The 14,047-nt window shown below is 72.9% G+C and carries 12 protein-coding genes; 3 read left to right on the top strand and 9 right to left on the bottom strand.

Features of this window, described 5'->3' with window-relative positions:
• Positions 1–53: 53 nt before the first annotated feature.
• On the top strand, positions 54–791 hold the full coding sequence (locus GA0070614_RS00415; RefSeq protein ID WP_088974112.1) for a GAF and ANTAR domain-containing protein: 738 nt from the start codon (positions 54–56) through the stop codon (positions 789–791).
• 9 nt (positions 792–800) lie between these two features.
• Here the strand turns inward: GA0070614_RS00415 and GA0070614_RS00410 are convergent, their stop codons facing one another.
• Complete coding sequence (locus GA0070614_RS00410; protein WP_088974111.1) at positions 801–1,511, bottom strand: GAF and ANTAR domain-containing protein; 711 nt, start codon at positions 1,509–1,511, stop codon at positions 801–803.
• Positions 1,512–1,854: 343 nt separating this feature from the next.
• Between GA0070614_RS00410 and GA0070614_RS00405 the strand changes: the two genes are divergently transcribed.
• Both GA0070614_RS00405 and GA0070614_RS00400 read left to right on the top strand, forming a co-directional pair.
• Positions 1,855–2,304 carry an STAS domain-containing protein gene (locus GA0070614_RS00405; RefSeq protein WP_088974110.1) on the top strand — a complete coding sequence of 150 codons (450 nt, stop codon included), beginning with the start codon at positions 1,855–1,857 and terminating at the stop codon, positions 2,302–2,304.
• A gap of 106 nt (positions 2,305–2,410) precedes the next feature.
• Positions 2,411–3,658: a hypothetical protein gene (locus GA0070614_RS00400; RefSeq protein WP_088974109.1), complete on the top strand. Its 1,248-nt coding sequence runs from the start codon at positions 2,411–2,413 to the stop codon at positions 3,656–3,658.
• A gap of 121 nt (positions 3,659–3,779) precedes the next feature.
• Here the strand turns inward: GA0070614_RS00400 and GA0070614_RS00395 are convergent, their stop codons facing one another.
• The 8 genes from GA0070614_RS00395 to araB all read right to left on the bottom strand — a co-directional run bounded on the left by GA0070614_RS00395 (position 3,780) and on the right by araB (position 13,720).
• Positions 3,780–4,808, bottom strand: a complete 1,029-nt coding sequence (locus GA0070614_RS00395) for a LacI family DNA-binding transcriptional regulator (RefSeq protein WP_088974108.1) — start codon at positions 4,806–4,808, stop codon at positions 3,780–3,782.
• A 99-nt stretch (positions 4,809–4,907) separates the two neighbouring features.
• Positions 4,908–6,413, bottom strand: a complete 1,506-nt coding sequence (gene araA / locus GA0070614_RS00390; RefSeq protein ID WP_088974107.1) for an L-arabinose isomerase — start codon at positions 6,411–6,413, stop codon at positions 4,908–4,910.
• 29 nt (positions 6,414–6,442) lie between these two features.
• A complete protein-coding gene (gene yjfF / locus GA0070614_RS00385; RefSeq protein WP_088974106.1) occupies positions 6,443–7,435 on the bottom strand; it encodes a galactofuranose ABC transporter, permease protein YjfF in 993 nt (330 codons plus the stop codon).
• Positions 7,432–8,502, bottom strand: a complete 1,071-nt coding sequence (locus tag GA0070614_RS00380; RefSeq protein WP_088974105.1) for an ABC transporter permease — start codon at positions 8,500–8,502, stop codon at positions 7,432–7,434. The genes yjfF and GA0070614_RS00380 overlap by 4 nt, the downstream gene beginning before the upstream one ends.
• Positions 8,499–10,043, bottom strand: a complete 1,545-nt coding sequence (locus GA0070614_RS00375) for a sugar ABC transporter ATP-binding protein (RefSeq protein ID WP_088974104.1) — start codon at positions 10,041–10,043, stop codon at positions 8,499–8,501. The genes GA0070614_RS00380 and GA0070614_RS00375 overlap by 4 nt, the downstream gene beginning before the upstream one ends.
• A 160-nt stretch (positions 10,044–10,203) precedes the next feature.
• The gene (locus tag GA0070614_RS00370; protein WP_088974103.1) at positions 10,204–11,208 is read right to left on the bottom strand and encodes an ABC transporter substrate-binding protein; all 1,005 of its coding nucleotides are present in this window, start codon (positions 11,206–11,208) and stop codon (positions 10,204–10,206) included.
• Positions 11,209–11,339: 131 nt separating this feature from the next.
• Positions 11,340–12,026, bottom strand: a complete 687-nt coding sequence (locus tag GA0070614_RS00365; RefSeq protein WP_088974102.1) for an L-ribulose-5-phosphate 4-epimerase — start codon at positions 12,024–12,026, stop codon at positions 11,340–11,342.
• On the bottom strand, positions 12,023–13,720 hold the full coding sequence (araB, locus tag GA0070614_RS00360) for a ribulokinase (protein ID WP_088974101.1): 1,698 nt from the start codon (positions 13,718–13,720) through the stop codon (positions 12,023–12,025). The genes GA0070614_RS00365 and araB overlap by 4 nt, the downstream gene beginning before the upstream one ends.
• Positions 13,721–14,047 lie beyond the last annotated feature (327 nt).

The raw sequence follows: 14,047 nt of genomic DNA, 5'->3' as shown, positions 1-14,047 counted from the left end.
TGCCCGGCACCATCGCCGGAACGTTGCGCCGGTTCGCAAGGACGTCAGACGCCATGCCGCAGTCACCCCTGGATCTCACCGAGGCGTTCATCCAGCTGGGCACCATCCGCCACGACGAGACCCCCCTCGACGCGGTCCTCGACCGGATCGTCGCACTCACCCGGGCCAGCGTCCCGGGCGCCACCGAGGTGTCGGTGACCCTGGTGCACGGCAGCGCGGCCAACACCGCCGCCCACACCGGGGAGCTGGCCCTGCGGTTGGACCAGTGGCAGTACGAGCGGGGACGTGGTCCCTGCCTGGACGCGGCGACCACCGGCACCGTGCTGGTCGTGACGGACATGGCGACGGAGAGTCGCTGGCCGGAGTGGGCCCGGCTGGCGCACGCGGCCGGCGCGGGCAGCTCGATGTCCATCGGGCTGCCCATCCAGGAGGCGGTGGTCGGCGCGCTGAACGTCTACGGCGCACAGCCGGGCACGTTCGACGAGGTGACCGAGGCCGCGCAGACCTTCGCCGACCACGCCGCCGTGGCGCTGGCCAACGCCCACCTGTACGAGAACGCCGCGACCCTGGCCGAGCAGATGCAGGCGGCGATGCACAGCCGCGCGGTCATCGAGCAGGCCAAGGGGATCATCATGGGCCAGCGCCGGTGCACGGCCGACGAGGCGTTCCGGATCCTGGCCACGGTCTCGCAGAAGTCCAACCGCAAGGTCCGCGACGTCGCGGAGGCGCTGGTGCGTCAGGTCACCACGGCCGCGGTGGCGCCGCGCCAGGGGGCGCGACGCGACAGCTGACGCCGGGGGTCAGCGCGCCTCGCCGGAGGCCCGCGCGACGAGCAGCTCGGCGACGTCGCGCAGCTTGCGGTTGGTGTCCTGGGAGAGCTTGACCAGGACGCCGAACGCCTCCTCGGCGGTGCAGCGCCGGTCGCCCATGACGATGCCCTTGGCCTGCTCGATGACCGCGCGGCTCTGCATCGCGCCGCGCATCTGCTCGGCGAGAGTGGTCGCGCTCTCGTAGGAGTGGGCGTTGGCGACGGCCACGGCCGCGTACGCGGCGAAGGTCTTCGCCAGCTCCACCGCGTCCGGGTCGAAGGCGTGCGGGGCGCTGCCGTAGACGTTGAGGGTGCCCACCACCGCCTCCTGGATGGGCAGGCCGATCGAGAGCGAACTGCCCACGCCGAGCTGACGGGCCCGGAGCGCCCAGGTCGGCCAGCGGTCCTCGGTCGCGGTGTCCGGCACGCGGAGCGCGTCGCCGCTGACCGAGGCGTCCAGGCAGGGTCCCCAGCCCTGCGCGTACTGCCACTCGTCGAGGGAGTGGGCGAGTTCGCCGGTGTAGGCCGCGCTGTGCGGGGTGTCGCCCCGCAGGAGGGTGACGGACACTTCGGCCGCGCCGGGGACGCTGCGGCGGGCCAGGTCGGCGACGGAGCGCAGCACGTCCTCGACGTCGACCTGGTCGAGCCGGATCCGGCCGAGTTCGGCGAGGGCTTCCTGCGGGTTGATCGGTGACTGCGCCATGGATCGGCCCCCTCACGACGGGGCGTCCCTGCGGGGCGGGCGGAGGGACACGCGGCGGGCGTCGGGCACGCCGAGCCGTCGGCGGCCCAGCGGCGGCGGCCGTCCTGGCAGGTCGGACACCGGCTCCCGCGCGGCCTCTCACCGAGGCGGCGCGGCACCCCGAACCCTACCCCTCGGCCGGGCGGCGGATCGCTCCGGTGGGCCGAACCGGGCGACGGGACCGGGCCTGAACTGCACGAATGTGTGACAAGGGCCGGATGGGGGTAACGTCGGCCGCGGGTCGAGACACGCGCCCAGACCGGCGCCGGGGACGGTGCACCAGGTCCGGCGATCCGGAGGCGCGATGTCCAGCAACCCGTCGTACCGTCAGGGCCGCGGCGACGCACCCCCGCCCGTCATGTCGCTCAGCTGGGCACACGAGGCAGCCTCCACGCTGGTGCGGGTGTGCGGTGAGATCGACATGAGCAACGCCCACCACCTGGCCGACCTCGTGGTGGGCCTGGGCCGCGAGGAGACTCCGCGGGTCGTGCTGGACCTCACCGGGGTCCGCTTCGTCGACCTGCACGGGGTACGCGCCCTGGTGGAGATCGACCGCCTGCTCGGGCGGGCCGGTGGCGGGTTGACGCTGCACCGGCCACCCCGGTGCCTCACCCGACTGCTCCGGCACACCGGGGCGTACCACCTCATGCTCGACCTGGCCGGCGACGGCCGGACGGGAACCCTCGACCTGACCGCCGACGGCCGGGCGGACACGCTCGACCTGACCGGGGACGGCCGGGCCCGCACCATTTGACTTCGATCGATGCATGTCACTACATTCGGGATGCCGGAAAGCGCTTGCCCACCCGTCCTCAGCCGCCTGCGCCGCCACCGCCACCCCCATCCCGAGGAGTTCCGCGATGAGGTTCTCGACGACGAACCCGCGATCCCGCCGCCGACGCCTGCGCCTGGCTGCCACCGCGACACTGGCCATGCTCGCCACCGAGGCGGCGATCGGCGTGCCGGCCGGCGCGTCAGCGGCGTCCACCGGCACCGCGATCGGCGCCGCCGCCGCGTCCGTCGCGGCCACCGCGTCCGGGCCGGTGCGCACGGCCGCCGCCTGCGGCAGCAACACCTACCAGGCCGAGGCCACGCTCAACGGGAGCACCTGGACCGCCCGCAACGGGACCCGGACCGTCTACACCGGCGGCGACATGCGCGCCGCCGTCCAGGCCGCGGTGAACAGCCTCACCAGCGGCCGCACCAGCAAGCAACGCGTCGTGGTCCGCGGCTCCGGGTCCATCAGCGCCGGCTCGCGCATCTCGCTGCCCAGCTACACCGCCATCGACGTGTGCGGCACGATCACCGTGACCGGCACGGGCTCCGGGGACCAGGCCCCGATCTACTCCCGGGGCACCACCCAGGTGGAGGTCGGGCACCTCTCGGTCACCGGCGCCCCGCTGTACGGCATCTTCCTGCGCAACGTCACCAACGTCGTCCTCGGCCAGATCGACATGCGCCTCTCCGGCGGGCTGGGGGTCCGGATCGACAACCGGGGCGACACCAGCCAGTGGACCCGCAACGTACGCATCGACTCCGTGTACGTCTCCGGCGCCCGCTCGCACGCCGTCGAGACGTACGGCGTCGACGGCCTCACCGTCGGGACGGTCACCGCCCGCAACGTCGGCGAGTCCGGCCTGCTGCTCAACCAGACGGTCAACGCCACGGTCGGCACGGTGGACGCCGAGAACGCCGGCGCCGGCACCGGTTACGCCGCGTTCCGGATGGCCAACCGCAACGGCCGCATCGGCTCGTCGTACCCGACCAACATCCGGATCGGCACGGTGCGGGCGCGCGGCGGCGGTCGCGGGATCTTCTGCGTCTCCGAGTCCGGCGGCGCCAGCATCGACCGGGTCGACATCGCCAACACCGGCAACAACGCGATCCTGATCGAGAACTGCTACGGCGTGAACATCGCCGCCAACGGCGGCACGATCAGCGGTGGCGGCGAGGTGCGCCTGGCCGAGCGCACCGAGTTCCCCGGCAACCGCGACATCGTCCTGCGCAACTTCACCCTGGTGAACAACCGGATCGTGGAGAACCCCTGCGCGGACAACCTGACCATCAGCAACATCACGCTGACCAACTCCACGATCCGCCGGTGCTGACCGGCTGACCCGTCGCCGGCGGTGGGCGGCGTCCGGACGGGAGCCCACGTCCCGGCCGGACGCCGCCCATCCCGGCGGCGGCGAACGGCGGCTGCGGCGAGCGGCGGCGGGGACGGGCGGCTCAGCTCTGGCGTACGGCGCTGCTCGCCCGGACCACCAGCGTCGGCGGCACCTGCGGCGGCGCGCCCCTCGGGCTCGTCCCGTCGGCGTCGAGCAGCTCCAGCAGGGTCGCCACGCACCGGCGGCCCACCTCGTCGAAGTCCTGCCGGATGGTGGTCAACGGCGGTGACAGGTACTCGGCCTCGGGGATGTCGTCGAACCCGACCACGCTGACATGGTCGGGCACCCGCCTGCCGCGCTGGTGCAGCGCGCTCATCAGCCCGAGCGCCTGGTGGTCGTTGGCGCAGAAGACGGCGGTGACGTCGGACCGGTCCGTCAGGGTCAGCCCGATCTCGTAGCCGGCGCGGGGGCTCCAGTCGCCGACGAGGACCGGCGGCCCGGGCCGACCGGCCGCCTCCAGGGCCTGTCGCCACCCGTCGACGCGGTCGCGGGCCTCCAGCCAGTCCCGGGGGCCGGCGACGTGCCACACCGTCTCGTGCCCGAGGCGCAGCAGGTGCTCCACGGCCATCCGGGCCCCGGTGACCTGGTCGACGGAGATGCTGGGCAGCACGCCCGCTCCCCCGCCGGACTCGACCACCACCGCCGGCACCCCGGTGGGCAGCCCGTGCACGGCGACCGCCGCCGTCGTCATCGGCGCGATGAGGACGACCCCGGCCACCGACTGCTCGGTGAGCGCGTCGATGGCCGAGGTCATGCCGGCCCGGTCGAGTCGCTCCAGCGCGACGATGTTGATGCCGTAGCCGGCCGCCCGGGCGGCCCGCTCGACCCCCAGCAGGGTGGCCGCCGGGCCGTAGAGGATGGTGTCGAAGCTGACCACGCCGATGACCCGGGAGCGCCGCCCGGCCAGCCCCCGGGCCAGCGCGTTGGGACGGTAGTTGAGCTGGCGCACGGCGCGCAGCACCCGTTGCCGGGTCTCCTCCCGGACGCTCGGATGGTTGTTGAGCACCCGGGACACGGTCTGGTGCGAGACACCGGCGAGCCGCGCGACGTCGCTCATCACCGCGGCCCGCACGGCCGGCTGCCGGCCCATGCCGTCCCCCTCGTGCTCATCGTGACCCTGCGTGTCACGCCGGGCCGGCGCGTCCCCGGCACCGTGGGAACGCGCCGGACGGTGCTCGCCCGCATCCGGTCAGAAGCCGCGCGCCAGCCGGTAGTAGGCCTGGTTCCACCGCAGCTCGTCGGTGAGCCGGCGGGTGGTCGTCTGCGCGTCGATGACGACCAGCTCGGTGGCCACCATGTCGGCCAGGTCGTGCAGCTCCTCGACGCCGACGGCCTGGGACAGGACGGTGTGGTGCGGGGCGCCCGCGGTGAGCCACGCCTCCGCCGAGCGGGGCAGGTCCGGGCGGGGCCGCCACACCGCGCGGGCCACCGGCAGCTTCGGCAACGGCTGCGGCGGGGCGACCACGTCGATCTCGTTGGCGACCAGGCGGAACCGCTCCCCCATGTCGGCCAGCCCGAGCACCACGGCCGGGCCGGGCCGGGCGTCGAACACCAGCCGCACCGGGTCCTCGCGGCCGCCGATGCCCAACGGGTGGATCTCCACGCTCGGCGTCGCGGCGGCGATGCTCGGGCACACCTCCAGCATGTGCGCGCCGAGGACCAGTTCCCGGCCGGGGGTGAGGTCGTAGGTGTAGTCCTCCATGAACGACGTCCCGCCGGTGGCGCCGACCGACATCGCCTTGAGCGTGCGGACCAGCACGGAGGTCTTCCAGTCCCCCTCGCCGCCGAAGCCGTACCCGTCGGCCATCAGCCGCTGCACCGCGATCCCGGGCAGCTGGCGCAGCCCGCCGAGGTCCTCGAAGTTGGTGGTGAAGGCGCGGAAGCCACCGGCGTCGAGGAAGTCGCGCAGCCCCGCCTCGATCCGGGCGGCGTAGCGCAGGCAGTCGCGCCGCGGCCCGCCGGGGCGCAGCTCGGCGACGAGCCGGTAGGCGTCGTCGTACTCCTTGACCAGCTCGTCGACCCGACTGTCCGGCACCGCGTCGACGGCGGTGACCAGGTCGTTGACCCCGTACGTATTGACGGAGACGCCGAAGCGCAGCTCCGCCTCGACCTTGTCGCCCTCGGTCACCGCCACGTCGCGCATGTTGTCGCCGAAGCGGGCCAGCCGCAGCGACCGCAGCTCGGCGTGCCCGACGGCGGCCCGGGTCCACGCCGCGATACGGGCGGTGACCTGCGGGTTGCTGACGTGCCCGGCGACCGTCTTGCGGGCCACCCCCAGCCGGGTCTGCACGTACCCGAACTCGCGGTCGCCGTGGGCGGCCTGGTTGAGGTTCATGAAGTCCATGTCGATCTCGGACCAGGGCAGCTCGACGTTGGCCTGGGTGTGCAGGTGCAGCAGCGGGGTGCGCAGCGCGTCCAGCCCGGAGATCCACATCTTGGCGGGCGAGAAGGTGTGCATCCAGGCGATCACCCCGACCGCCCCCTGCACGGCGGCGTCGCGGCAGACGGCCAGGATCTCCGTGCGGGAGGTGAGCACCGGCTTCCAGACCACCCGGGCGGGGATGGCGGGGTCGGCGTCGAGCAGCGCGGCGATCCGCCGGGACTGCTCCGCCACCTGGCGCAGGGTCTCGTCGCCGTACAGGCCCTGGCTGCCGGTGAGGAACCAGACCTCGGCGGCGGGTGGTGTGCTGGTCATGGGCGTGCCTTCCGTGGAACTGGTCGTGGTCACTTGGTGCGGATGCCGACGAGGCGTTGGAGCAGGATGAACGCGAAGAGCAGGCCACCGATGACGATCCTGGTCCACCAGGAGTTGAGGGTGCCGTCGAAGGTGATCAGCGTCTGGATCACGCCGAGGACCAGCACGCCCAGCACGGTGCCGAGGACGTAGCCGGAGCCGCCGGTGAGCAGGGTGCCGCCGATGACGACCGCGGCGATGACGTCCAGCTCCATGCCGACGGCGATCAGCGGGGCGCCGGAGAGGGTGTAGAAGGACAGCAGGATGCCGCCGAGGGCCGAGCAGAGCCCGCTGATCGTGTAGACGGCGATCCTGGTCCGCCCGACCGGCAGGCCCATCAGCAGCGCCGACTGCGGGTTGCCGCCGATGGCGTACACGTCGCGGCCCAGCCGGGTGTAGGCCAGCGTGAACGCGGCCACCGCGACGACGGCCAGGGCGATCAGGACGCTGACGGTCACGAAGTTCTCGCCGAGGCGGATGCGCGCCTGCGCCGCCGAGGTCCAGAACCCGTCGGTGATCGGGACGGAGGTGGCGCTGATCCAGGTGCACATGCCCCGGGCGAAGAACATCCCGGCCAGGGTGACGATGAACGGCTGGATGTCGAAGAAGTGGATGACGCAGCCCATCGCGAACCCGAGGGTCGGGCCGATCAGCAGCGCGACCAGCAGCACCAGGGCGGGGTGCAGGCCGTCGCGCAGCAGGGACGCCGACACCATCGCGGTCATCGCCACCACCGAGCCGACCGACAGGTCGATGCCGCCGGTGAGGATCACGAAGGTCATGCCGACCGCGACGACGAGCAGGAACCCGTTGTCGATGAAGATGTTGAACACGACCTGGACGTTGGAGAACGCGCGGTACTGGGACACGCCGACGCCGTACATGACGAGCAGCAGGGCGAGGGTGGCCAGCACCGGCACGTGCCGGGGCGGCACCCGCCACCGTGCCCGGTCCGCCCGGGTGGCCAGTGGTGTGGTGGTCATGCCGGGACCTGCTCCTTCTGCTGCGCGGTGGCGGGGGTCGGGGCCACGGTGGACGGGCGTCGGCGGCGGAACCGGGCGCGGAACGCCGGGGCCTGGACGAGGCAGACCGCGATCACCACCACCGCCTTGAACAGCAGCGCCGTCTGCGGGTCGATGTTCATGGCGTACACGGAGGTGGTGAGGGTCTGGATGATCAGCGCGCCGACGACGGTGCCGCCGAGGAAGAACCGGCCGCCGGTCAGCGCGGTGCCGCCGATGACCACGGCCAGGATCGCGTCGAGCTCCACCCAGAGGCCGGCGGCGTTGCCGTCGGCGCTGGAGACGTTCGCGGTCATCATGAAGCCGGCGATGGCGGCGCAGGCGGCGCTGACCACGTACACGAGGAAGGTGATCCGGCGGGAGCGGACGCCGGCCAGGCGGCTGGCCTCGGCGTTGCCGCCGACCGCCTCGATGATCATGCCGAGTGCGGTGCGCCGGGTCAGCACCGCCACGACCAGGGTCACCGCCAGGGCCACGATGATCGCGAACGGCAGGGTGAGCAGGTGCCCCACCCCGATCGTCTTGTACGGCCCGCTGTTGACGGTGATGATCTGCCCGGAGGTGACCAGCTGGGCCAGGCCGCGCCCGGCGACCATCAGGATCAGCGTGGCGATGATCGGCTGGATGCCGATGACCGCGACCAGGACCCCGTTCCAGGCGCCGAGCAGCAGGGCGACGCCGAAGGCGAGGGCCAGCGCGGTCAGCACCCCGCCCAGGCCGTCCTGGTCGGGCTGCTCACTGATGTAGAGGCAGGCCACCGCGCCGCTGACCGCGACCACGCTGCCCACCGACAGGTCGATGCCGCCGGTGGCGATCACCAGGGACATCCCCAGGGCCACCAGGATCAGCGGGGCGCTGAGCCGGACGATGTCGACGAGGCTGCCGTACAGGTGGCCGTTCTTCAGCTCGACCGACAGGAAGCTCGGCCGGTGGATCGTGTTCGCCGCCAGCAGCACCAGCAGCACGACCAGCGGCCAGAACAGCCGGTGGCCGGTGATCCTCGTGACCCGGGTCCGTACCGTGCTCATGCCTCGTCCCGCCCTTCCTGCTGGGCGCCGCTGGCGATGGCCCGCATGACGCGGTCGGCGTCGAGCGTGTCGTCGTTGGTCAGCCGGGCGACCAGCTGCCGGTCGCGCATCACCGCGACCGTGTGGCTCAGCCGCAGCACCTCCTCCAGTTCGGCGGAGATGAACAGCACCGCCATGCCGCCGTCGGAGAGCTGGGCCACCAGGCGCTGGATCTCGGTCTTCGCGCCGATGTCGATGCCCCGGGTCGGCTCGTCCAGGATCAGCAGTCGGGGTTCGGTGATCAGCCAGCGGGCGAGCAGCACCTTCTGCTGGTTGCCGCCGGAGAGGTTGCGCACCGGCAGGTCGGGGTCGGCCGGGCGGATGCTCAGCGCCTCGATCCAGTGCCGGACCAGTTCGTCCTGCCGGCGTCGGGGCACCGGGCGCAGCCAGCCCCGGGCCGCCTGCATCGCCAGGATGATGTTCTCCCGTACGGTCAGCTCGCCGATCAGCCCCTCGGTGCGGCGGTTCTCGGAGCAGAAGGCGATGTCGCGGTCGATCGCCGCGACCGGCGTACGGACCGCGGCCGGTCGCCCGGCCACGGTGAGCCGGCCCCGGTCCGCGCGGTCGGCGCCGAAGAGCAGCCGGGCGACCTCGGTACGCCCCGAGCCGAGCAGCCCGGCCAGGCCGACGACCTCGCCCTCGTGGATGGTGAGGTGGAACGGCGCCACCGAGCCGGTACGGCCGAGCCCGTCGGCCTCGACCAGCGGGGCGCCGGCGGTGACGGCCGCCGGGTCACGCCCGGCCTCGGAGTCGAGGCGCTCCAGCGCGTCCAGCTCCTTGCCGATCATCTTCTCCACGAGGGCGATCTGCGGCAGGTCGGCGGTGCGGTACTCGCCGACCAGGCGGCCGTTGCGCAGCACCGTGATCCGGTCCGCGATGGCGTACACCTGGTCGAGGAAGTGGGTGACGAAGAGGATCGCGATGCCCTCGTCGCGCAGCTGCCGCATGATGCGCAGCAGTTGGGCGACCTCGTCGGCGTCCAGGCTGGAGGTGGGCTCGTCGAGGATCAGCACCCGCGCCCGCACGTCGACCGCGCGGGCGATGGCCACCATCTGCTGCACCGCGAGGGAGTAGCTGCCGAGCAGTTCGGTGACGTCGATGTGCAGGTCGAGACGGGCCAGCAGGGCCTGTGCCCGCCGGCGCGTCTCGCGCCAGTCGATGACGCCGAGGCGGCGCGGCTCCCGGCCGATGAAGATGTTCTCCGCCACGGACAGGTTCGGGCAGAGGTTGACCTCCTGGTAGACGGTGCTCACGCCCGCCGCGGTGGCCTGCATCGGGCCGGTGAAGGAGACCGGTGCGCCGTCGAGGGTGACGGTCCCGGCGTCGGTGCCGTACACGCCGGTCAGCACCTTGATCAGAGTGGACTTGCCGGCGCCGTTCTCGCCCATCAGGGCGTGGACCTCACCGGGGAACAGCCGGAAGTCGACACCGTCGAGGGCGCGTACGCCCGGGAAGAGCTTGCTGATCGCGGTCATCGTCAGGACCGGATGCCTCTGCGACATCCCACCAGACCTTTCGTGATTCTCGGCGGTGCGGGTCGGACGCGACCGCGCGGGCGTGGTCGGGGTCCGTCGGCGCGCGGGGCGCGGGGAGGTGGCCGGGCCGGCGGTGTCGGTGACACCGCCGGCCCGCCGCCGTCACGGCGAGGATTCGTCGCGAGGGTCAGTACTTGCGCGTCGGCAGCGCGGCCTTGGCCTGCTCGGTGGTGAACGTGGTCTCCTCGGTCTCCACCCGGGCGGGCACCGACTCGCCGGCGTGCACCTTCTTCACCAGGTCCATCAGCTGCGGCCCGAGCAGCGGGCTGCACTCGGCGATGAAGTTGAACTTGCCGTCGGCCAGGGCCTGCATGCCGTCCTTGACCGCGTCGATGGTGATGATGGTGATGTCCCTGCCGGGCACCTTGCCGGCCGCGGTGATCGCCTCCAGCGCACCGAGGCCCATGTCGTCGTTGTGCGCGAAGAGCACGTCGATCTTCGGGTTGGCCTTGAGGAACTGCTCCATGACCTGCTTGCCGCCGGCGCGGGTGAAGTCACCGCTCTGCGACGCGACGACCTTGAGGTTGGGGTTGGCCGCGATCGCCTCGGCGAAGCCCTTCTTGCGGTCGTTCGCCGGGGCCGAGCCGGTGGTGCCCTGCAGCTCGACGATGTGCACCGGCCCGGTCGCGGACTTGGTCCGCTCGACCAGCCACTCACCGGACAGGCGCCCCTCCTTGACGAAGTCCGAGCCGATGAAGGTCTTGTAGAGGCTCTTGTCCGCCGAGTCGACGCTGCGGTCGGTGAGGATCACCGGGATCTCGGCGTCCCGGGCCTCCTTGAGCACGGTGTCCCAACCGGACTCCACCACCGGCGAGAAGGCGATCACGTCCACCTTCTGCTGGATGAAGTTGCGGATCGCCTTGATCTGGTTCTCCTGCTTCTGCTGGGCGTCGTCGAACTTCAGCTCGATGCCGGCCGCCCCGGCGGCTTCCTTGATCGAGTTGGTGTTCGCCGTGCGCCAGCCGCTCTCCGCGCCGACCTGGGAGAAGCCGAGGACGATCTTGTCTCCGCCGCCGCCGGCGTCGCCGCCGGTGTCGCTGTTGCCGCAGCCGGACAGGGCGGTCGCCAGCAGGCCGGCGGCGAGCAGGGCGCCGAGCCCGCGACGGGTGATGGTGGTACGGACGTGCACCATGCCGGTGACTCCTTCGGGGGTGAGGTGGGGGTGCCACCCGGCCGGTCCCGCCGGACGGGCCGGGTGGGTGGTGCGGTGGTGCGATCGGCCGGCCGGTCCGCGGGGGCGGGTCCGGCCGGGGCACGGGCGGGTCAGCGGGCGGTGGACCGGGTGCCCGGCTGGCCGTACACGGTCTGGTAGCGGTCGTAGAGCGAGTCGATGTCGGCGCGGGCCATCGGCGCCGGGGTGCCCAGCGCCCGGGTCAGGTGCGCGGTGCGGGCCACGTCCTCGCACATCACCGCCGCCTTCACCGCCGCCCGGGCGTCGCGGCCGATGGTGAAGACGCCGTGGTTGCGCATCAGCACCGCCGGTGAGCGGTGCCCGGACAGGGTCGCCACGATCCCCTTGCCGATGTCGTCCCCGCCGATCAGGGCGAACGGACCGACCGGGATCTCCCCGCCGAACTCGTCGGCCTGGGCGGTCAGGTGGCACGGGATGGGCTCGCCGCGCGCCGCCCAGGCGGTGGCGTACCCGCTGTGGGTGTGCACCACGCCGCCCACCTCCGGCATCGCCCGGTAGACGTAGGCGTGCGCGGCGGTGTCGCTGGACGGCGAGAGGTCGCCGTCGACCACGACCCCGTCGAGGTCGCAGACGATCATGTTCTCCGGGCGCAGGTCGTCGTAGGACACCCCGCTGGGCTTGATGACCATCAGATCCCGCCCCGGCACCCGGGCCGAGACGTTCCCGGCCGTCCACGCCACCAACTGGTACCGGACCAGTTCGGCGTGCAGGCCGGCCACGGTCTCGCGCAGCCGGGTCACCTCCAGGTCGAGGCTCATGCCATCACCTCCAGGGGCGCCGCCGGGGCGGCCGGGGTCGGGTCGGCCGCCTGCCGGGCGGCGTTGCGGATGGCCCGCAGGCGCAGCAGCGTCTCGTCGCCGCCGCGACCGAAGTGGTCGTGCAGCCGGCGGTACTCGGCGTACAGGTCGTCGTAGGCGCGGGCGCGCTGCGGATCGGGCCGGTACACGTCGCGGTCGACCCGGCCCATCGCCGCCGAGGCGGCCGGCACGTCGGGGTACGCGCCGGCGGCCACCGCCGCGTGGATCGCCGAGCCCAGCGCCGGGCCCTGCGCCGAGCCGATGATGCCCAGCGGCCGGCGGGTCACGTCGGCGTAGATCTGCATCAGCAGCGTGTTGGCGGTCAGTCCACCGGCGACGATCACCTCGTCGACCGGCACTCCCGCGTCGGCGAACGCCTCGATGATCATGCGGGTGCCGTATGCGGTGGACTCCAGCAGCGCGCGGTAGACGTCCGGGGGGCGGGTGGCCAGGGTGAGCCCGACGAGGACGCCGCTGAGGTCGTGGTTGACCAGCAGGGAGCGGTTGCCGTTCCACCAGTCGAGCGCGATCAGGCCGTGCCCGCCGACGGGCTGGGCGGCCGCGGCCGCGCTCAGCGCCTCGTGCGAGGCCCAGCCGGCGGGGGCGGCGTGCGCGACGTACCAGGTGAAGATGTCGCCGACCCCGCTCTGACCCGCCTCGTAACCCCACGAGCCGGCGCTGATGCCGCCGTCGACCACGCCGCACATGCCGGCGACCTCGGCCAGCCGGTCGCCGTTGACGACGTGGCAGGTGGAGGTGCCCATGATGGCGACCAGCCGGCCCGGGTCGAGGGCCTGAGCGGCGGCGGCGGTGACGTGGGCGTCCACGTTGCCCACCGCGACCGCGACGCCCTCGGGCAGGCCGGTCCAGGCGGCGGCCCGCGCGGTGAGCCCGCCGGCCCGGGCGCCCAGCGGCGCGAGCGGGCCGTCGAGCTTGGCGACGAAGTCGGCGAAGTCCGGGTGCAGCGCGGCGAGGTAGTCCCGCGACGGGTAGCGGCCGTCCTGGTGGATCCCCTTGTAGCCGGCGGTGCACACGTTGCGGGTCTCGACGCCGCAGAGCTGCCAGACGATCCAGTCGGCGGCCTCGATCCACCGCTCGGCGCGGGCGTAGAGCTCCGGGTCCTCCTCCAGCAGGTGCAGCGCCTTGGCGTACTGCCACTCGGCGGAGATCTTGCCGCCGTAGCGGCCGATCCAGGGCTCGCCGCGCTCGTGGGCGAGGGCGTTGATCCGGTCGGCCTGCCCTTGGGCGGCGTGGTGCTTCCACAGCTTCACCCAGGCGTGCGGCCGGGTGCGCAGCTCGGGCACCTCGCACAGTGGGGTGCCGTCGGCCAGGGTGGGCAGCACCGTGCAGGCGGTGAAGTCGATGCCGATGCCGATCACCCGGGCCGGGTCGACGCCGCTGGCGGCCAGCGCCGCGGGCACCGCCTGCCGCAGCACCTCGCGGTAGTCGTCGGGGTCCTGCAACGCCCAGTCCGCCGGCAGGGGCCGGGCGTCAACGGCGGTGAGCGCGGTGTCCATGACCGCGTGGCGGTACTCGTGCACCGCGGTGCCCAGCTCGGCGCCGTCGGCGACCCGTACCACCAGCGCCCGCCCCGACAACGTGCCGAAGTCGACGCCGACGACGTACCGGTCACAGCGCCCTGCAGCTTCGTCCATGCCCATCCTCCCGTGGCCTGCTGCGCACAGTGTTAGCGCTCACATGGATGGCCGTCAAGACGTGTCCCGAAACATTTCCGACACTCTTGCGAGCCCCCTTCCCGGGCCGGGCCGGCGCTGCGGACGGGCACGACGGCTCTCACCTCGGTCGATGTGAGGGAGCGCCGGTCACGGCCGACGAGCGCGGAAGCGCCGCCCCGGCACGGCCTGCCGGGCGGGGGCACCCGACCGTCCGGATGCGACAGCCCCGCCGACAGCCTGTTGACCGCGCGATGCGTCCCGGCGATACTCGGACGCTTGTGAGCGCTCACATCGGGCGGCTCACCG

The organism is Micromonospora coxensis, assembly GCF_900090295.1.
Lineage (GTDB): Bacteria > Actinomycetota > Actinomycetes > Mycobacteriales > Micromonosporaceae > Micromonospora > Micromonospora coxensis.
Note: the sequence above shows the minus strand (reverse complement) of the source record. Positions and strands in the feature narration are given on the sequence as shown.

Excerpts from the sequence above, each read along its gene's own strand:
- GA0070614_RS00415 (WP_088974112.1), top strand. The coding sequence starts at position 54 with ATGCCGCAGTCACCCCTGGATCTCACCGAGGCGTTCATCCAGCTGGGC.
- GA0070614_RS00410 (WP_088974111.1), bottom strand. The coding sequence starts at position 1,511 with ATGGCGCAGTCACCGATCAACCCGCAGGAAGCCCTCGCCGAACTCGGC.
- GA0070614_RS00405 (WP_088974110.1), top strand. The coding sequence starts at position 1,855 with ATGTCCAGCAACCCGTCGTACCGTCAGGGCCGCGGCGACGCACCCCCG.
- GA0070614_RS00400 (WP_088974109.1), top strand. The coding sequence starts at position 2,411 with ATGAGGTTCTCGACGACGAACCCGCGATCCCGCCGCCGACGCCTGCGC.
- GA0070614_RS00395 (WP_088974108.1), bottom strand. The coding sequence starts at position 4,808 with ATGGGCCGGCAGCCGGCCGTGCGGGCCGCGGTGATGAGCGACGTCGCG.
- araA (WP_088974107.1), bottom strand. The coding sequence starts at position 6,413 with ATGACCAGCACACCACCCGCCGCCGAGGTCTGGTTCCTCACCGGCAGC.
- yjfF (WP_088974106.1), bottom strand. The coding sequence starts at position 7,435 with ATGACCACCACACCACTGGCCACCCGGGCGGACCGGGCACGGTGGCGG.
- GA0070614_RS00380 (WP_088974105.1), bottom strand. The coding sequence starts at position 8,502 with ATGAGCACGGTACGGACCCGGGTCACGAGGATCACCGGCCACCGGCTG.
- GA0070614_RS00375 (WP_088974104.1), bottom strand. The coding sequence starts at position 10,043 with ATGTCGCAGAGGCATCCGGTCCTGACGATGACCGCGATCAGCAAGCTC.
- GA0070614_RS00370 (WP_088974103.1), bottom strand. The coding sequence starts at position 11,208 with ATGGTGCACGTCCGTACCACCATCACCCGTCGCGGGCTCGGCGCCCTG.
- GA0070614_RS00365 (WP_088974102.1), bottom strand. The coding sequence starts at position 12,026 with ATGAGCCTCGACCTGGAGGTGACCCGGCTGCGCGAGACCGTGGCCGGC.
- araB (WP_088974101.1), bottom strand. The coding sequence starts at position 13,720 with ATGGACGAAGCTGCAGGGCGCTGTGACCGGTACGTCGTCGGCGTCGAC.